Source organism: Belliella baltica DSM 15883 (assembly GCF_000265405.1).
Classification (GTDB): domain Bacteria; phylum Bacteroidota; class Bacteroidia; order Cytophagales; family Cyclobacteriaceae; genus Belliella; species Belliella baltica.
Window position 1 is genome coordinate 1,158,388 of record NC_018010.1, and the last position, 18,277, is coordinate 1,176,664.

Annotated in this window: 14 protein-coding genes; 6 read left to right on the top strand and 8 right to left on the bottom strand. The window is 36.7% G+C overall.

Annotation, left to right across the window (positions count from 1 at the left end):
• The 3 genes from BELBA_RS05405 (at position 1) to BELBA_RS05415 (ending at position 3,687) form a co-directional block, all read left to right on the top strand.
• Entirely contained in the window at positions 1-1,293 is a 1,293-nt protein-coding gene (locus tag BELBA_RS05405; protein ID WP_041779246.1) for a hypothetical protein, read from the top strand.
• Between the two features lie 177 nt (positions 1,294-1,470).
• Positions 1,471-2,292, top strand: a complete 822-nt coding sequence (locus BELBA_RS05410; RefSeq protein ID WP_041779247.1) for a DUF1998 domain-containing protein — start codon at positions 1,471-1,473, stop codon at positions 2,290-2,292.
• Between the two features lie 315 nt (positions 2,293-2,607).
• Complete coding sequence (locus tag BELBA_RS05415; RefSeq protein WP_014771738.1) at positions 2,608-3,687, top strand: hypothetical protein; 1,080 nt, start codon at positions 2,608-2,610, stop codon at positions 3,685-3,687.
• Between the two features lie 113 nt (positions 3,688-3,800).
• Here the strand turns inward: BELBA_RS05415 and BELBA_RS05420 are convergent, their stop codons facing one another.
• The 5 genes from BELBA_RS05420 to BELBA_RS05440 all read right to left on the bottom strand — a co-directional run bounded on the left by BELBA_RS05420 (position 3,801) and on the right by BELBA_RS05440 (position 8,222).
• Positions 3,801-5,756, bottom strand: coding sequence for an AAA family ATPase (locus BELBA_RS05420; RefSeq protein WP_014771739.1), 1,956 nt, complete (start codon positions 5,754-5,756; stop codon positions 3,801-3,803).
• A gap of 480 nt (positions 5,757-6,236) precedes the next feature.
• Positions 6,237-6,494 carry a DUF6952 family protein gene (locus tag BELBA_RS05425; RefSeq protein ID WP_014771740.1) on the bottom strand — a complete coding sequence of 86 codons (258 nt, stop codon included), beginning with the start codon at positions 6,492-6,494 and terminating at the stop codon, positions 6,237-6,239.
• Positions 6,475-6,789 carry a thioredoxin family protein gene (locus tag BELBA_RS05430; RefSeq protein ID WP_014771741.1) on the bottom strand — a complete coding sequence of 105 codons (315 nt, stop codon included), beginning with the start codon at positions 6,787-6,789 and terminating at the stop codon, positions 6,475-6,477. Before BELBA_RS05430 ends, BELBA_RS05425 begins: the two co-directional genes overlap by 20 nt.
• A 96-nt stretch (positions 6,790-6,885) precedes the next feature.
• Positions 6,886-7,458 carry an inosine/xanthosine triphosphatase gene (gene yjjX / locus BELBA_RS05435; protein WP_014771742.1) on the bottom strand — a complete coding sequence of 191 codons (573 nt, stop codon included), beginning with the start codon at positions 7,456-7,458 and terminating at the stop codon, positions 6,886-6,888.
• Positions 7,459-7,514: 56 nt separating this feature from the next.
• The gene (locus BELBA_RS05440; RefSeq protein ID WP_014771743.1) at positions 7,515-8,222 is read right to left on the bottom strand and encodes a YebC/PmpR family DNA-binding transcriptional regulator; all 708 of its coding nucleotides are present in this window, start codon (positions 8,220-8,222) and stop codon (positions 7,515-7,517) included.
• 412 nt (positions 8,223-8,634) lie between these two features.
• Here BELBA_RS05440 and BELBA_RS05445 point away from each other — a divergent pair, with 412 nt between their 5' ends.
• Positions 8,635-9,963, top strand: a complete 1,329-nt coding sequence (locus BELBA_RS05445; RefSeq protein ID WP_014771744.1) for an NAD(P)/FAD-dependent oxidoreductase — start codon at positions 8,635-8,637, stop codon at positions 9,961-9,963.
• On the opposite strand, the gene BELBA_RS05450 is transcribed toward BELBA_RS05445, so the two are convergent.
• On the bottom strand, positions 9,964-10,413 hold the full coding sequence (locus BELBA_RS05450; RefSeq protein ID WP_014771745.1) for a gamma-glutamylcyclotransferase family protein: 450 nt from the start codon (positions 10,411-10,413) through the stop codon (positions 9,964-9,966). It lies immediately after the preceding gene.
• Positions 10,414-10,524: 111 nt separating this feature from the next.
• Here BELBA_RS05450 and BELBA_RS05455 point away from each other — a divergent pair, with 111 nt between their 5' ends.
• Complete coding sequence (locus BELBA_RS05455; protein ID WP_014771746.1) at positions 10,525-11,022, top strand: DUF4890 domain-containing protein; 498 nt, start codon at positions 10,525-10,527, stop codon at positions 11,020-11,022.
• Positions 11,023-11,227: 205 nt separating this feature from the next.
• Positions 11,228-11,701, top strand: coding sequence for a hypothetical protein (locus BELBA_RS05460; protein WP_014771747.1), 474 nt, complete (start codon positions 11,228-11,230; stop codon positions 11,699-11,701).
• A gap of 286 nt (positions 11,702-11,987) precedes the next feature.
• Here the strand turns inward: BELBA_RS05460 and BELBA_RS05465 are convergent, their stop codons facing one another.
• Positions 11,988-13,460, bottom strand: coding sequence for a glutamate synthase subunit beta (locus BELBA_RS05465; RefSeq protein WP_014771748.1), 1,473 nt, complete (start codon positions 13,458-13,460; stop codon positions 11,988-11,990).
• A gap of 1 nt (position 13,461) precedes the next feature.
• A complete protein-coding gene (gltB, locus tag BELBA_RS05470) occupies positions 13,462-17,952 on the bottom strand; it encodes a glutamate synthase large subunit (RefSeq protein WP_014771749.1) in 4,491 nt (1,496 codons plus the stop codon).
• Between the last annotated feature and the right edge of the window lie 325 nt (positions 17,953-18,277).

The following is an 18,277-nucleotide window of genomic DNA, read 5'->3' on the forward strand; positions in this document are numbered from 1 at the left end:
ATGAAAGTATTAAAGCAAAATCAATATAATCAAGGAGTTGGGAAAAACAAACTACTTTCTTCAACATCAGGGGTTGGCTCAATTATCACGACCAAACTAGGTTCTTATGTCTTGATTTCAGATGTCAATAAATGGAGATTTGTTAAATGGGCAAATTCAAAAGTCGAAATTATAAGAACCAATAACTCTGATGACAGAAAAATTTATGAGTTAAGTAAAACTGAAATTTTGAATAGAGGCTTGGAGTTTATAGATGATCAAAGATTTATTAAGTTCGTTAAATCAGAAAAGAATCTTGAAAACTTAGTCTGTTTGGTCGGTATACCCCATATGGCCTTGAATGAATCTTTCAACACTCCAAACTGGAAAAATCATCCAATTAGAACTGCTTTACAAAATACAGGAGAACAATATGAAGGAGTCTCAAGCCATTATATGATTAATGGGACTCACTTCCCAAAATGGTTTAAAAATTCTGATGGTGAATTAAAATTGGTTCGAGAATGGTTTGCAATTTGGGAAAAAGAATGTCGTAAATATCCTGACACTTTAAAACTCGATAATTTTGCCCCGCCTAGAGATGCATTAAGCAGAAAGGCATTTATCAGAGAATTGAATTCAAAAAATGAAGATGGCAATCCTATCAAAATTAGAGAATACAAAACTCTTGAACAGACTAATCTAATTTTGATTTGTCCGAATGGACACCTATCAGATATTCCTTGGGCAAATTATTTAAGGTGGAAAACAGAAAAGTATCTTAGACTTCGACCTGAGGAAGATAAAGGGGAAAATCTTTTTTCGAATGAAATGGTTGGCCCTTGTTGTAGTAATCCAAAACTTAAATGGACAGAAAGTAAAACAAAATCAGAAGGATATGGAAGCATCTACATTGAATGCAATAGCTGTGGTTTAGGGTCTAACTCAGACAAAGACAAACCTAAAATTAATCTTGAGGGTATCAATAGTTTAGAACCATATTGCATTGGTCAAAAACCTTGGGAATTAGATATTGAGAATCCTTCAATTATTCCATATGAAAACTGCTTCATTAGAAACGAAAGTAAAAATGGTCGTGAAAAAATGAGAATTGCATTGGTAACCGCAAATAACGTTTACTATGCAAATGGATTTTCAAGTCTATTTATTCCAATGCACTTAGCAGAGAATAAACCTAAAGAGCTAATTGAGGCACTAAACATTCTAGAGAAAAAATATAGTAAATATTTTGAACGAACAGCAATTACTCGGGAAGAATACTGGAGTTCAAAATTTGACTTCAATGACTTTTAGATTGACAACGATATTAATCCTGAAAATGAAGGTGCCTTTAAAATCCAATTAGAATCAGAATTTTTAAACACTGCAAATGCTGTTGAAATTAGTGACAAGCATGAAGAATACAGATGGCAAGAATACAGATGTTTTTCAAACCATTCAACATTACCTGATATTGAGATAAACAAAGGATTGCGATTTAATGACATTCAACTACCAAATGAACTAATTAATCTTTTTAAAAAGATTCAGCAGGTTGAAGAATTAAAAGCAACAAATGTTCAAATGGATTTCACAAGAGTAAAACCAAAAGAAAGAATTGTTGTAAATGGCGAAGTGAAAGAATCTTCGAGTGGTCAAAATATATTTTCAATTGATTCTAAAGAGTTATTTACCCTGCCTGCAAATGAGTCTTTAGGAGAGGGTCTTTTCTTTGAATTTTCTAAGGAATCTATTGATAAATGGATTTCAGAAAATGTTGTTGTTTTAGCCAATCGATTTGAAAAATATTTAAAGGAAGTTCCGAACCCTAATAGTCAAGGACTAAGTTCCAAAATGAAAATTTTCAACAATAAATACAAGCACTTTTTAATTCATTCATTCTCACATATGATGATGAGAGAACTGGAGTTCTCTTGTGGCTACCCAACAGCTAGTTTAAAAGAAAGACTTTATATCTCTACAAACCCTGAAAAGGAAATGTCAGGTTTACTCATTTACACAGCGGAAGGATCAGAAGGTAGTATGGGAGGCTTAGTTTCACAAGGAGAACCTGAAAAGGTGCTTGAGATCATTAAAAAAGGTTTAGAAAGATCAGTTAACTGTTCATCTGATCCATTATGTTGGGAATCTGATGGACAAGGAATTTTCGACTTGAATCTATCTGCTTGTTTTTCTTGTTCTCTAGTATCAGAAACAGCTTGCGAAGAAATGAATTTAGGTTTAGATAGACGTGTTTTAGTTGATGAAGTTTTTGGTTATTTTAATATAAATAAATTGACAGAAGGAGCTTAGATAAATTTGATGAAACCATGCCAATTAAGACTTGAATTTTATTTCTCAAATCCACTTTGTAATTCTGTGTAAAAGTCATTTTCCGTACTATTTTATGACTCTACAAATTCTGCGACAAAAGGTGTCACTTTTACCTAGCTTAAGTCAACATTCACATAAGTAATGACTTATCTGTTTATTTTTGTTTCCAGATGAAAAGTTAAAATCATTTGATGAATACTCTTTTTGAGTAAAATAGCAAGATGGTAGCTGCTACCGTGGTCCCCTTCTAGGGTTTTTTAGCATGAAGATCTCTAATTTTAAATTTGTTTACCTATGAAAGTTTACCTAATATATGATCATCCCTCTTCCTTGTTGGCAAATGCTTTACAAGCATACCTTAGCCCACTTTTTTCTAAAAGCTGCGAATTTACTCTTTGCGCTAATCGGGAGACAGCACGTGAAAACTGGACTTGGGATGAATTATTTGATGTCTCTTATAAGGAACAAAGTCTTGGGAATAAAGAAGCAAAAGAATCATATTTTATATTTTTGTTTCAAGGCAAAAACGAAGGGAATTGGTTTGCCTCTTTTGATCATCATAGACCCAGTTTAGGCTTTGTTCAGACCTCAGGTTGGGAGCTATATCAGCTCTCTAATCCACTGTATGCTATTGCTTACCATTTACTAACCTTGTTGACAGCAATGAAATTTTTTGGGAATGAGGAAAGCCCCAATACTTTTTATCATGGGAAAAGTATTGGCTGCATGTTTGATTTTACAGGATTCAAATCAGAAGTAATCTATAAGCTTCAATCCGCTTACATCTGTAAAGATTGTCTTGAGTCTATCAAACAAAGAGCTCCTGAAAAGGTAGAAGCACTGAACTACCTTCAAGGAGTCACCGATGCTTTCCTCTCTATCCGTCACAATTTATTTCAAGTGGACTTAAAATCACTATTTGGAAATCTAGCTTACAAGCTTCATGTCAATGAAAGAATGACCTTTGGACTTGAAATTGAGGGAAAGTGGATCAATTTGCCTATTTCAAAAGGAAGAGAAGCTACACTTTATATGTTGCTCTTACACAATCAAAGAGGTCTTAGATATATAGACTTCAAAAAAGAGGCTGTTTTGGAGGATTATTTAAGTCTTTATTTTAGATATTTTGTTTCCAAGGGCTCTTATGAGGAGTTGTATAGACAAGCCAAACAGCAAATTAAGGATCATACATTCAGAAAGAGTTTAGAGCCTCTGATAAGCAGAATGCGCAAAAAATTAGCAGAAGCTTTGCTAAATTATCCTGAGATCAAAGAACAGCTTTATATTCAAAATCAGGATGGTTTGATGTATATTCCGCTCAATAGAAAATTCCTCGTTCACAATATTCAAATCAAACAGAGAATGGTCGGATAAAATCTGCAAAGAGACTTTCCCTTTTTTGTGAATAAAAATAGTCCTTGGAGTAATTTTCCAAGGACTTTGACAAGTAGTTGCTTGTCTTGTATAAAAAAATCAAACACTACTTTTTAGGACGTTAAGAAGTCACTCAATTTGGAATGGTAATCAAAGAGTTTGGGATAACTCTCTAAAAACACTGAAGTATCGACACCAGCTAGTTCCAATGCTTCTTGTAAACTATCTGATCTCACAAATTTTCTTTCCAATAGTATAGCAATCATATTTTTTAATACGGACTGATTATCGATGATCAGCATATCGGCCAGTTGACTTGCCTTTTCGAGTTGGTCTTCCACCCATTCTTGATTTATTAATTTTTCTTCAAGTAAAGTCCCATCTCCGTGAAATTTTGACTCGTAAGCCCGATCAATACCGGTGAGACTCCCCTCACGGGAAACAAAGACCAATTGACGGGTGGCTCTTAGCAAATCTGTCTGACAACCGCGAGTAATCCTTTCTCTTCCAAAAACATGTTCTTCTGCCTTCTTGCCAGCGAGCTTGATAGCCACACTCCGGATCAATTGATCATAATTTTCATAATTGGCAAATGTTTCGCCTTCCATATAACCACCCGTATTGAAATCAGAGGAAGCAATAGTGACCATCTTAGGAAATTTTCTGCACAAGACACTATACACAAGTGCATGGCCTGCTTCGTGGACAGCTGTCACTGCCATATCTTGAGGATTGAGTTTCCTCCTTTTTGCCTCCCTGACAGGAAGATGTAATAGCTTATTGGCAATAAAATTATCATTTCTATACAAATTCAATTCATCCCCTTTTGAGTCCACAAAGATTTTATCTCTTGATTCGTTGGGTATGTTTTGAAGTAATTCTACCAATGATGATTCTAAGATATAGCGGATGCTAGATCTCAAAGGTCTGAAACCTTGGGTTGGTGTCACGCCCTCTTCGAAAAGAAGTGTCTCCACGGATTTAGAAAAATGAAGTTCGCATCCAAATGTAAGCGCAAACCTTTGACTCAATTCCTTTAATTCACTTTGGATAAAATCTCTATAAACTTGGCTATTTAATGAGGGGTAAATCAAGTGGATATTTCCAAGTCGGCCAATTTCCTCTAACCTGAATCGTTCTTTCAATGCCTCTTTAATCGTACTGAAGGTTATTTTCTTACTTTCTTCATACAATAAGTCTGGGTCACAGTCTGAGGATACGATATCACTCATTCTATAAGCTTCATCGAGATTTCCAATTACAAATATGATCGCTTTAGAAAAATCTAATTCTGTGGACATGGATGCTCTTTTTTCGATTTTCTTAACAAAAGCAACCAATTCTTCTCCATCTAACTGATATATGTAATCTCTAAAGAGAGAAATAAATGGGTATTGAAACCGATAATGATCATACAAAGCCCGAATCTCTGATTTACTAATGAAATCTTGATCATCTTTCTCATCTCCACTAAGGAGATACCTTGGGTCGTCTACAGCGGTAATATTTTGAAATGTAGTCCACCCCTCTACCACTTTTCCTTTTTTTACTTTAACTCCCCTTTGCAGACATAGCTCTAATCCTGCTGAAATATTACTTAATTCATTGAAATCATGCCAGCTAACTGCATAATTAAACTTTCCATTATCCATCAATTGCCAGATCATCCGATCCACAGGGTTCTCTATTTCCCCAGATGTTGCATTCATGGTCTTGGCATGCTGAAATTCATCAAAAATAAAAACAGTCGGTTTACCACTGTGAGCAAACATATTTTCCATGGAGTTGAGCATCTCTCGCACATAATTTTTGCTTCCCATATTGAAATAAACAGGACTTTCTTCCCTATCCCACAACTCGAGAAATCTTTTAACAAGTGAGGTTTTACCTACTCCAGTCATTCCCCAAAGGTTGATAACTAATGGTCTACTTTGGCTAGCAGACATGGTACACCAAGGATTGACTGCTTGAATTAATTGATCGATTATCTCATCTAATCCGATAAACTCAGATTTCAATTCTTTCTTGATTCTTGAAAGTTTTGTTGATATAAAAGTAAGGTCCTCCATAAAACTAATTGATATTGTTTATCCCAAAAGTAATATCAATCAGACTTCCTGAAGATTATTTGCAAGCTTGTAAATTATGAAACTGCAAATGCTTTAAATCTACTTCTATAATCATTACTAATAGAAATATATATATTAACTCTGTATCAAGTCCGTATCAAACATATATCAACTCCGTATTAACCCCGTACTTAATAATAATAAGATTTAACTCCTCGACAGTTTGGAATTCTAATAGAAGCGCAAGTCATAGAATGGTTTGATCTTGATGATTTTAAACAAGCTAAGTTTTTGCTGGCTAAAAAAACTCGTCGTACGGAACGAATTCTACATCGGTCCTGACTGGGATGCAGATCCAAATTGGAGAGTTGCTTTAAGACAATTTTTGGAGAATCTGAAAAAATAAATAGGGCTCCCGAAAGAGCCCTATAGTCAAAGCGTTGTAATTAGTATAAGGGTGATTAACCAACTTTTCGCTTTTTACTTATCAATCGATCCGGTAACACGTTTCATAAAAGCATTCATCGCTTCTTTCTTGTCCATGCCGCCTTTGATCATTTGATTTACTTCTAATGTACCGTAGAGATTGGAAAGCAATTCTCCCATGACTTCCAGCTCCTCATCTTTTAACGATGGAATTTCGGTCATATTTTCTAGCAATTCAATAGCTTCATTGACCCAATCTTCGTCATTGGCCTCGATAAAACCCAAAACATGCTTAATTATTGGCAATCTCATCGATCAAGGTTTTAAGTGCTTCTTCTTTATTTGTTTGGATCTGATTCACCAAAGAACCTCCACTGAAAGTTGCAAAAGTAGGCAAATTGGTTACTGAAGCTAGTTTTCTAGATTCTGGCAATTTTTCTGCATCTACATAGAGAAAAGTGATGCCTTCGTAATCATTGGAAAGACGCTTCATCTTTGGCTTCATGATTCGGCAATTGCCACACCAGGTTGCTCCGTACTGAACTACGACTTTTTCGTTTTCCTTAATTAAATTCTGTAAGGTGTCTGTTTTTAATTCTTGTAACATATATTATTTTGTTTAGATCAATTTTATGTTTGCAAAATTAGTAAGATACTTTCCCAATTTCTAATTGATATTTTCAATGTATCATTGAAACACCTGCTAGATGTAGATGTTTTCATTCAGAAACGGAATTAATGCTAAAATCACAGCTTGACTGTAATATTCTTTTCTATTGACAGCGCCATTAGTCAAAATTCCTACAGCACCATTCCCTTGTTTTGAATTTTCTCTGTTAAATACCTGATCGTCTGCTGCACCTAGTTCCATGCCTCCTTTGATCAAATCTGAAATTACACTAGGTAAGAAAAATGTGGAGGTTTTAGCTTTACCGATTTTTCCATTACGATTTTGAATTACCACCCAGGCAAAAGCAAACATTTCTCCGTCCTTTTCATCAACTCCACCTTCTATGCCAACCCAAAAATCAGCTTCAGGAAAAACCATTTTGGCATTTTTTGATCTATTAAATGCTCCTAAATAGGTTTCTTCATCTCCTATTGGCTGATCTTCGACTTCTGAACTCACATTCAAACCTTCTACTAAAAATGCAGAATCAAAAGCATGATGAAAACCCACATCAGTACAACTGATTTTTACGGGGTTTTTGCTCCCTACTATGACCAATTGCTGTCTTTTCTCTTCTTTTATATTTTTTCTTTGAGGAAATGCCATTATTGATTTATGATAAGTAAAAACCTGCAAAATCCTCTTTCACAGGTTCTAAAAGTTTATGCCATATTGGTGAAAACCGAATTGATATCGTCATCATCTTCCAGTTTTTCAATTAGCTTGTTGATTTCTTCTTCTTGATCTTCAGGTAGCTCTACAGTGGTAGTCGGAAACCATTGGAAATCTGCATTGATGATTTCAATATTCTTGTCCTCCAAGGCCTTTTGCATATTTCCAAAATCTTCAAATGCAGTGTAAACGAAGATTTCTCCTTCATTTTGGTCTATTTCATCTAATCCAAAGTCAATCAATTCCAATTCTAGCTCTTCAATATCATATTCACCTTGAGCAAATCTAAATACAGCCTTTTTGTTGAACATAAAACTTACAGAGCCTGATGTACTCAAAGAGCCATTTGATTTTGAAAAGTAGCTTCTGATGTTGGCTACCGTTCTATTGGTGTTGTCTGTTGAAGTTTCTATAATTACTGCTACTCCATGTGGACCATAACCTTCATACAATACTTCTTCGTAATCTTTTTCGTCTTTATTGGAAGCCCTTTTGATGGCCGCCTCTATACGGTCTTTGGGCATTGCTGCACCCTTGGCGTTTTGGATGATAGTGCGGAGCTTTGTATTGTTTACTGGATCAGGACCGCCTGCTTTTACTGCCATCACGATCTCTTTGCCAAGGCGGGTGAAAACCTTAGACATCTTGTTCCAACGCTTAAATTTTCTTTCTTTTCTAAACTCGAAAGCTCTTCCCATATTGAATTGATTTTTAAAGACTCAAAATTAACAAATCTTTTTAAAAGCTTGGAGGTAATAGGATGCAATCTTTTGTTTATTCCATGTTGTCCTTGGATTAAATTTCCATTTATCATGATTCTAACACCTCCGTTTGTTCCGAAAATTACTCCTTTTCCAATGTTTGACATTGACCTTACTTGCAGATGTCTTAGGAAAGAGATATCAAGCACCTATTAAGTGTGATTGAGCTTTTCTTCATAAAGTGGTTTTGAATTTGAAATTTCATCAAGTTTTTGTGGATGATAAATTGGTTTAGGAACCTAAAACTTATTCGATTTTGATAGAAAGAAGGGGTTAAATAAATCTTGGAAAAATACCGACATTTATTTCTTCATTTCGTATAGTAATTTGAACCTTTTGTAATTTCAGAATGAGCTTTTATAATCAAAATCCTATACCTAATCTTCCCCCAATCGAATCAAAACGAATTGTAATTATAGGAGCTGGTTTCGCTGGACTCAAATTAGCTAGAAAGTTGATTGGAAGCTCTTACCAAGTGCTTTTATTGGATAAAAATAATTATCATCAGTTCCAGCCTTTATTTTATCAGGTGGCTACTTCAGGGCTAGAGCCAAGTGCTATTTCTTTTCCTTTAAGGAAAGTATTCCACAACTCAAAAAACATCATTTTTAGAATGGCAATTGCTGAAAAAATCGATCAAAAGGCAAATCGACTTTATACAAATGTAGGATATGTAGATTATGATTATCTCGTCTTAGCGATGGGTGCAGACACCAACTACTTTGGGCTGGAGAATATCGAAAAGCATAGCATACCTATGAAAACGGTTTCAGAAGCGCTTTTTATTCGTAATAAGATCATCTCCAATTATGAAACGGCAATCAATATTGGAAAAGAAAATGAGCGAAAGCCAATTATGAATGTAGTAATTGTTGGTGGTGGACCTACAGGTGTGGAGCTTGCTGGGGCTGTAGCTGAATTGAGAAACAATGTGTTTCCGAAAGATTATCCTGAATTAAATTTCAAAAACATGAAGGTAGTTCTGATAGAAGCAGGAACGCATCTCTTGTTGAGTATGTCAGAGCAGGCAAAAACGAAGGCTAGAACTTATTTGGAAAAACTTGGGGTTATCGTGATGACAGATACTCAGGTACTGGATTATGATGGAAATAAAGTTGATCTGAAAGGAAAGGAGTCTATCGAAACAAAGACCTTGCTTTGGGCAGCCGGGATCAAAGCAAACCATATTGAGGGGGTTATTGAAGGTCAAACACTTCCAAATGGACGGATGATCGTTAATGAATTCAATCGGTTAAAAGAGAGCGAGAATATTTTTGCATTGGGAGATATTGCTATTTCTATCACAGAAAAATTTGAAAGAGGTCATCCGCAGGTGGCTCAGGTAGCTTTACAACAAGCAGATAATCTTGCAAATAATTTGTTGGCGGAGAAAAGGAATAAACCTTGGAAGAGATTCAAATATAAAGATCTAGGCTCTATGGCGACAATAGGTAGAAAGCTCGCTGTGGTTGATTTACCATTTATAAAATTCCAAGGCTTATTAGCTTGGATGACTTGGCTATTTGTTCATTTGATGGCCATTTTAGGTGTCAAAAACAAACTTTTCATTTTTCTAAACTGGTCATGGAATTACCTAGCTTTTGATCCGAGCCTGCGTTTATTGATCAAGCCTAGACAGATTAAAACCAAAAAAGAGAAAGAATTAATTGAAGAATAATTACTGGATTTTGCCAGCTCGATTAATAATACTTGCCAAGTAGCCATTTGGAATTTCATTGGCCTCACCACCTCTGATGATGGTATTAAGATACTCTTGATGAGGAAATATTCCATCTACCAAAGTTTTAGAAACAAAAACTCTAGCTTTTGTAGCTCCTTTTTTTGTCAAGATTTCCTTTTCTACAAAATCATAGCCTGGCTCAGATTTTAAAAAATACGCTAATTCTGAATTTTCAACTTCAAAAAGAAGTCCATATACGGATTCATTTTTGCTTTCTACAACATTTGCTCGGGCAGATCCATCTGGGTTTGGGAAGTTGAATCTAAAACCATGATGTGGCAATACTGCAAGACTTTTCAATTTAGGAGGATTGTTTAGCCGACCTTCTAAAGTATTGATATCCAAATTACTTGCATATCCGAAATATAGAAATGTCTCTTTTTTCATGATTTTTTTTCTTAAATTAGACCAGTGAGTTTTTTAAAACACTACACAATCAAACTTACAAACTCAGTCTTGAAAGAGAAAATATAAATCAAAAATAAACCCAAAAACAACATGAATAAATTACTAATAGTATTGATCTGTTTTGGCATAGGGATATTGACAGCTCAAGCGCAGCGCGCAGGACAGCAACGTGGTCAAGGAATGACCCCTGAGTTACGAGCTGAAATGATGACTAATATGATGCAAGAGCGTCTCGAGCTTTCTGATGAGCAAGCGGAAAAAATCTACAAAGTTAACTTGGCAAGAGCCAAAAATATGGAAATGATGGCAGAAAGAGGGCAGTCCGAAGCTAGAAAAGCTGAAGCTTTGAATAAAAAAGCTGAGGCGAAGCAAAGAGGAAAAGCTAAAAAAGAAGCCGCTCAAAAGAATGTAGACGAAGAATTAGAAGTGAGAACTCAGGAAGATTTCGATCAAGAAATTGAAAAAATCCTTAATCCAGATCAGCGGAAGAAATGGGAGGAAGTAAAACAACAAAGAAGACCTGCTGGACAACAGGGAGGACAACGCCCCACTAGAGGAGGCATGAATAGAGGAGGCGGGAATTTATAAAAAGGGCTTTCTGCAGTGCTTGAAAGTACTGTTTTAAATTTAAGATTTGTTAACAACTTTCTTTAGGTGTGGGCTTAAACCCTCACCTTTTTTTTTGGTCTAAGAATTAGATTTCAAAAAAAACAGGAAATTAAATTAGAATCAAAATCACTCCCGGGATTGAGGATTTTTCTAAAATTTTCACTTAAAACAAAAGACTAAAATTATGAAAAAGCTAATCGTAATAATCGCAATATTTTCTTTAGGAGTACTCTCAGTTGAAGCACAAAGAGGTCCTAGAGGCTCACAAATGTCATCAGAAAAAAGAGCCGAAATGGCTAATCCTGAAAAAAGGGCTGAAATAATGACCAATAGAATGGCTGAAAAATTAGAATTGTCTGATGCGCAGAAAGAAAAGGTGTATGCAATCCACTTAGAAAATGCGACCAAAAGACAGGTAGAAATGGAAGCCCGAAGAGCAGAGATGGAAGCCCGAAGAGCTGAAATGCAAGCCAATCAAAAAGAGCAACAAGCTAAAATTGAAGCGGTTTTGACACCTGAACAAAGAGATAAATTTATCGAGCTTAGAGATGAAAATAGAGATAAAATGAATACAATTCGTGATGCTAGAACAAACCCTGACCGGGAGAAATTTCAGCAACGAAGAAGAGGGAATAGAGGCCCTGGAGGCCAAAATTAATTTTCATAGAAGGTTGGTTAATTGATAGTCTGAGTGATCAGGCGAAAAAACAAAGAGCAGGTTTATGGCCTGCTTTTTTTATTTTTTTACTTTAAAAAAAATTGGGATACTATAAATTATCTAAAAGATGTATGATATATTAATCTGATACCGAGTCTTGAATTGATTTATCATAGATCGATAGTAGAAATACGGTATCTTCCGTGATTGAGAATCTGAAAATAAAAAAACCGACCCAGAAAACTCCGAGTCGGTTTAGATTGAATTAGTGGTTTTTATTAAATAATTAGGAAGCGATTTCTTCTTCTACTTGATAGAAGCCTTCATCTTTTCTAGGTAGGGATGAACTTCCCATCAGGAATTCATCAACACTCACTGCAGCTTCTCTTCCTTCAGAAATTGCCCAAACGACGAGGGATTGTCCCCTCCGCATATCTCCTGCTAAGAATACCTTTTTGGATGTTGACTGGTAGCCTTTGGATTTTGGAAGACTATTTTCCATTTTTTCTACTTTGAATACTTCTAAAAGACCATTTTGTGCAGGTCCAGTATAACCTATCGCAATAAAAGCAAGGTCACAAGGAACGGTTCTCTCAGTTTTTGGAACTTCCACAAACTGCATTCTTCCGTTTTCTTCTTTCCATTCCAAATCTACCAAGACAAGTCCGGTTACTTCTCCTTTTTCATTGCCGACAAATTCTTTAGTAAGAATAGAGAATACGCGTTCAGCGCCTTCTTCGTGAGAACTTGAAGTTTTCAATGTCATTGGCCATTCTGGCCATGGATTGAGAACAGTTCTTTGTTGCGGCGGCTTTGGAAGTAATTCCAATTGTGTAATGCTTTTGGCGCCATGACGATTTGAAGTTCCGATGCAGTCAGATCCGGTGTCTCCACCGCCTATGACAATGACGTTTTTGTCTTTAGCAGAAATAGGGTTTTCCTTGATTTCTCCAGCAATTACTTGATTTTGTTTCCCAAGAAATTCCATTGCAAAATGAACTCCTTTCAGATCAGAACCTTTGATTTTGAGTTCTCTGGGTTGTGCTGCACCTGTTGCCAAGATAATCGCATCGAAGTTGGCGAGGATATTTTCTGCTTTTATATTGAATCCTATTTCGGTTTCTGTTGAGAAAATTACTCCTTCCTGCTCCATGATTTTTACTCTACGATCAATGACCCATTTCTCTAATTTGAAATCTGGGATACCATAGCGTAGCAATCCACCCACTTCTTTGTCTTTTTCAAAGACAGTGACTTCATGTCCCGCTTGGTTGAGCTGGTCAGCAGCAGCAAGTCCTGCAGGGCCTGACCCAATTACAGCTACGCTTTTTCCTGTCCGGCTTTTTGGAATTCTTGGCTTTACAAAACCCATTTCGTAAGCTTTCTCCGCAATATTCTTCTCAATCAATTCTATTGCTACAGGGTCTTTGTTGATTCCCAATACACATGAAGCCTCACAGGGCGCTGGGCAAATCCTACCGGTAAATTCTGGGAAATTGTTAGTGCTCTGTAAAATATGAAAAGCTTCCTCCCATTCATTATGGTACACTGCATCGTTAAACTCAGGTATTACATTGCCCAGCGGACATCCCTGATGGCAAAATGGTATTCCACAATCCATGCATCTGGCAGATTGTTCATTGAGTTTTTTTCCATCAAATGGCTGATATATCTCTTTGTAATCGTTAATTCTTTCTTCTGGAGAGCGTGTTTCGGGTAGCTCTCTTTTATATTGGATAAATCCTTCTTTCGCTCCCATATTAGACTAATGTTTTTGATTGTTCCAAAGCCCTTTTTTTCAATACTTCCTTGTAATCTCTAGGAATGACTTTGATAAATTGTTCTTTGTAGGTATCCCAATTTTCTAGGAATTCCGTGGCTAGATTGCTGTTTGTAAAAGCTTTATGCTTCTTGAGATGGTTTTTGATGGTTACAAAATCATCTTCATTGAGTGGATCTAGATCGACCATTTCTGGGTTGATCAAGTGGAGATAATCCTTGAGAATATAGGCGATTCCACCACTCATACCTGCAGCAAAGTTTCTACCTATTTCCCCTAAGTTCACAACCAATCCGCCAGTCATGTATTCACAACCATGATCACCAATACCTTCCACAACAGTTTCAACGCCCGAATTTCTTACACAGAATCTTTCACCACCTTTTCCATTGATATAGGCTTCACCGGATGTTCCTCCATAGAAAGCCACATTGCCAATGATGATATTGTCTTTGGCATCAAAGTTGGCGTTTCGGCTTGGATAGACGATTAGTTTTCCTCCTGATAGGCCTTTTCCAAAGTAATCATTCGCTTCACCTTCTAGCTCAAAACTTACTCCTTTGGCTAAAAAGCCTCCAAATGTCTGCCCTGCTGAACCAATAAACTTGTATTGAATGGTGTCTTCAGGAAGCCCAGGGCTTCCATATATTTTTGAAATTTCATTGGAAAGCATCGCACCAACTGTTCTGTCAGTGTTTTTGATTTCAAATTTACCTCTAACTGGATTCGCTTGTTCCAAAGCTGGAAGTGCTTGCTTGATCAGCTTTCTATCTAGGACTTTTTTCAATTCGAATTCCTGATCGATCTGCTTGTGGATTCCTACATGATCTGGAACTTCCACTTTATGGAAAATTGGGCTAAGATCGACTTTATCCCACTTCCAATGATTCATATTTCCTGTTGCTTTCAAGACATCACTCTGACCCACCATTTCATCGACAGTTGCAAAGCCTAAAGAAGCCATGATTTCTCTTAGATCCTGGGCGAGAAACATAAAGTAATTTACTACATGGTCAGGACTTCCTGTAAAGAGTTTCCTCAATTCAGGATTTTGCGTAGCAATTCCAACTGGACAAGTATTCAAATGACATTTTCGCATCATGATACAGCCTTCGACTACCAGTGCGCCTGTAGAAATACCCCATTCCTCAGCACCCAAAAGTGTGGCAATAGCAATGTCTCTTCCTGTTCTGAGCTGTCCATCTGTCTGTAGCACAACTCTGCTGCGAAGATTGTTCTTCACTAGAGTCTGATGGGCTTCGGAAAGACCAAGTTCCCATGGCAATCCTGCATGTCTGATAGAACTCAAAGGAGATGCTCCTGTACCACCATCAGCACCTGAAATCAGGATCACATCTGCTTGGGCTTTTGCTACCCCTGCAGCGACAGTTCCTACACCTGCTTGAGATACCAATTTCACATTAATTCTCGCTTTTCTATTCGCATTTTTAAGATCATAGATCAACTGTGCCAAATCCTCGATAGAATAAATATCATGGTGTGGAGGTGGGGAAATCAATCCTACCCCAGGAGTTGAATGCCTCACTCTTCCGATCCAATCATCTACTTTGTGGCCAGGAAGCTGTCCGCCTTCACCAGGTTTGGCACCTTGAGCCATTTTAATTTGAAGTTCCGCAGCATTGCTGAGGTAATTGCTTGTTACTCCAAACCTACCAGAAGCGACTTGCTTGATTGCTGAACGCTCCCAATCTCCATTTTCTTTTCTTTCAAATCTGATTTCATCCTCTCCACCTTCTCCACTATTGCTTTTTGCTCCGATTCTATTCATCGCAATCGCCAAAGTGCTATGAGCTTCATGAGAAATGGATCCAAATGACATGGCGCCAGTAGCAAATCTCTTCAAAATTGATTCTATCGGCTCAACTTCTTCAATTGGAATAGAAATTCGTTTTTTGAATTCAAAAAGCCCTCGAAGTGTTAGTGCGTCTTTAGTCTGAACATTAATTTTTTCAGCAAACTTCTTGTATAGATCGAAGTCGTTTAATCTCGTGGATTTCTGAAGTAGATGAATTGTTTCTGGATTGAAAAGATGTTTTTCACCTCTTCTTTTCCATTGATAAATTCCACCTGTCTCCAAAACAGGACTATCTGTATGGTATGCAGCATGATGTCTGATTAATACTTCTTCAGCCAGCTCATCAAATGAAATTCCTGAAATTCTGCTTACTGTTCCTTTGAAACATCTATCAATCACCTCAGGCCCTAATCCAATGGCCTCAAAGATTTGCGCACCTTGGTAAGATTGTAGTGTGCTGATCCCCATTTTGGAAAGTACTTTCAGCAAGCCCTTTCCAACTGCTGCCTGATAATTGGCAAACAACTGTTTGGTTGGGATTTCTTTAGAAAGATGTCCTTTGTCGTTAAGATGAATCAAGCTTTCAAGTGCCAAATATGGATTTATCGCAGAAGCACCATATCCTATTACAGTGGCAAAGTGATGTGTCTCGCGTATATCTCCTGCTTCGACTACTAAACCTGCTCTGGTTCGCAATTTCTTTTTCACCAAATGATGATGAACGGCTCCTATAGCTAATAGTGATGGTATTGGAGCTTGGGTTTCTGTACTATTTCTATCAGAAATAATGATTATATTCTTACCAGCATAGATTGCTCCCTCAGCTTGCCTACAAAGGTTGTTTAGTGCTTCAAGAAGTCTTCCTAACTGATGATCTGCCTCAAAATGTGCAGACAGAGTCACGGTTCTATAACCTTGATCTTCGAGATGTTTGAGCTTCTCCAAATCCTCGTTGAGCAATACTGGTTGAGAAATATGAATTTGTCTGCTATGCCTTGGGCTTTCGTCTAGGATATTATGGCTTTCCCCAATTCTAGTGAATAGAGACATCACCAATTTTTCCCTTATTGGATCAATCGGTGGATTACTCACCTGAGCAAAAAGCTGCTTGAAATAATTGGCTATATGTTGGCTTTGTTTTGATAAAACAGCTAAGGGAGTATCTGCTCCCATCGAACCTATAGGCTCGTAAGAGGTGTCTCCCATTGGCTTAAGGATCATATTTAATTCTTCTGAAGTATACCCAAAGATTGTTTGGCGTCTTTTTATTCCCTCTGTGGTATATGGATTGGATAGCTTTTCAGGGTCAGGCATCAATCTAAGTTTTAGCCTTTCCTCTCTTACCCATTTGTCATAAGGTTTGTTGTCACACACAGAAGCTTTGACTTCATCGTCGAAGGAAATTTTTCCTTTTTCTAAATCTACCCAAAGCATTTTCCCTGGACTTATTCTTCCTTTTTCTGTGATGGTTGCTTCACGAATTGGTAAGGCACCTGCTTCTGAAGAAAGGATTAAACGATCATCATTGGTGATAAAATAGCGTAAAGGCCTCAAGCCATTTCTGTCCAAAGTAGCTCCTACAGATTTTCCATCTGAAAATAATAGCGCAGCAGGACCATCCCATGGCTCCATCAATGCAGCGTGGAATTTATAAAATGCTTTTCTGTCTTTATCCATCATCTGATTGTCTTGCCATGCCTCAGGCACGAGCATCATCATCACGTGAGGTAAGCTTCTACCACTTAGCGTCAATAATTCTACGAGCGCATCCAAGTTTGCAGAATCAGAATATTGCTTGTTAGTGACAGGCATTAATTTCGATAACTCGGAATCGGTAAAATTCACTGAGCGCATCAAAGACATTTTAGATTTCATTTTATTCAGATTCCCTCTGATGGTATTGATTTCGCCATTGTGGGAGAGGTATCGGAATGGTTGTGCTAACCTCCAGTTAGGAAAAGTATTGGTTGAGAATCTGGAATGAACGATAGCAAGACCCGATGTGATTTTGTTGTTTTGAAGGTCTTTGTAAAATGGCAATACTTGATCAGTTCGCAATTGTCCTTTATATATTAAGGTGTTGGAGCTGAAACTGGCAAAGTAAAAAGCATTGTTCACACCAGCGATTTCACTGTTAATCTGACTAGATGCGTAATTTCTCAAAACATAGAGTTTACGTTCCAAATCTATACCTTGAAGTCCATCTCTATGATTTACAAACACTTGCTCTATAACAGGCATGACATCTAATGCGCCTGATCCAGGGACAGTTTCATCAACGGGTACTTCTCTATAGCCAATCAATTTGAAGCCAAGCTCTTTGATGATTTGATTTAGTCTTTCTTTTGACTTTTTGTATAGCTGTTTGTTTTTTGGAAAAAATGTCATTCCAACGCCATAGCTTCCAGCATCCGGAATAGAAAATCCTGCTCTTGAGGTGACTTCTTTAAGGAATTGGTGGGGTACTTGAATCAGAATTCCTGCTCCATCTCCAGTTTTGGGATCACTCCCTCTTCCTCCTCTGTGCTCCATGTTGCTCAACATGTAGAGAGCATCACTGATAGTCTCGTGGGTTTTAGTTCCCTTGACGTTCATGACTGCTCCTATACCACAAGAATCATGTTCGAATTCTTCACGATATAATCCTTTATTCATTATCAATAAGTTTAATAGGTTTCAATTTTATTTGCAAAATTTACAAAAAAAAATCCTTCTATTAAAATTTAAGCAATTAAATGACCGTTTAAATGAACAGTTTGTATTGAATATTCACTTTATTTACCTTAAATAAAAAATATCATTTGGTTTAACTAAAAACTAATATTTGATCAAAAAATGAAATTTTACAAAAAATTGGTTTGAAATTTAACTCATAAAATGATTTTTTATGTAAAAAATTAAAAAAGTGGTTTCTTGAAAATAAATGAAAAAAAGTCTAAATTTTTTTCTACTTTAATTTTAAGATTCAAAACGATTCTAT

Bases quoted from the DNA above. Each gene is read 5' to 3' on its own strand.
- BELBA_RS05425 (WP_014771740.1), bottom strand. From the start codon at position 6,494: ATGAGATTGCCAATAATTAAGCATGTTTTGGGTTTTATCGAGGCCAAT.
- gltB (WP_014771749.1), bottom strand. From the start codon at position 17,952: ATGAATAAAGGATTATATCGTGAAGAATTCGAACATGATTCTTGTGGT.
- BELBA_RS05420 (WP_014771739.1), bottom strand. From the start codon at position 5,756: ATGGAGGACCTTACTTTTATATCAACAAAACTTTCAAGAATCAAGAAA.
- BELBA_RS05465 (WP_014771748.1), bottom strand. From the start codon at position 13,460: ATGGGAGCGAAAGAAGGATTTATCCAATATAAAAGAGAGCTACCCGAA.
- BELBA_RS05445 (WP_014771744.1), top strand. From the start codon at position 8,635: ATGAGCTTTTATAATCAAAATCCTATACCTAATCTTCCCCCAATCGAA.
- BELBA_RS05450 (WP_014771745.1), bottom strand. From the start codon at position 10,413: ATGAAAAAAGAGACATTTCTATATTTCGGATATGCAAGTAATTTGGAT.
- BELBA_RS05455 (WP_014771746.1), top strand. From the start codon at position 10,525: ATGAATAAATTACTAATAGTATTGATCTGTTTTGGCATAGGGATATTG.
- BELBA_RS05405 (WP_041779246.1), top strand. From the start codon at position 1: ATGAAAGTATTAAAGCAAAATCAATATAATCAAGGAGTTGGGAAAAAC.
- BELBA_RS05430 (WP_014771741.1), bottom strand. From the start codon at position 6,789: ATGTTACAAGAATTAAAAACAGACACCTTACAGAATTTAATTAAGGAA.
- yjjX (WP_014771742.1), bottom strand. From the start codon at position 7,458: ATGGCATTTCCTCAAAGAAAAAATATAAAAGAAGAGAAAAGACAGCAA.
- BELBA_RS05460 (WP_014771747.1), top strand. From the start codon at position 11,228: ATGAAAAAGCTAATCGTAATAATCGCAATATTTTCTTTAGGAGTACTC.
- BELBA_RS05415 (WP_014771738.1), top strand. From the start codon at position 2,608: ATGAAAGTTTACCTAATATATGATCATCCCTCTTCCTTGTTGGCAAAT.
- BELBA_RS05440 (WP_014771743.1), bottom strand. From the start codon at position 8,222: ATGGGAAGAGCTTTCGAGTTTAGAAAAGAAAGAAAATTTAAGCGTTGG.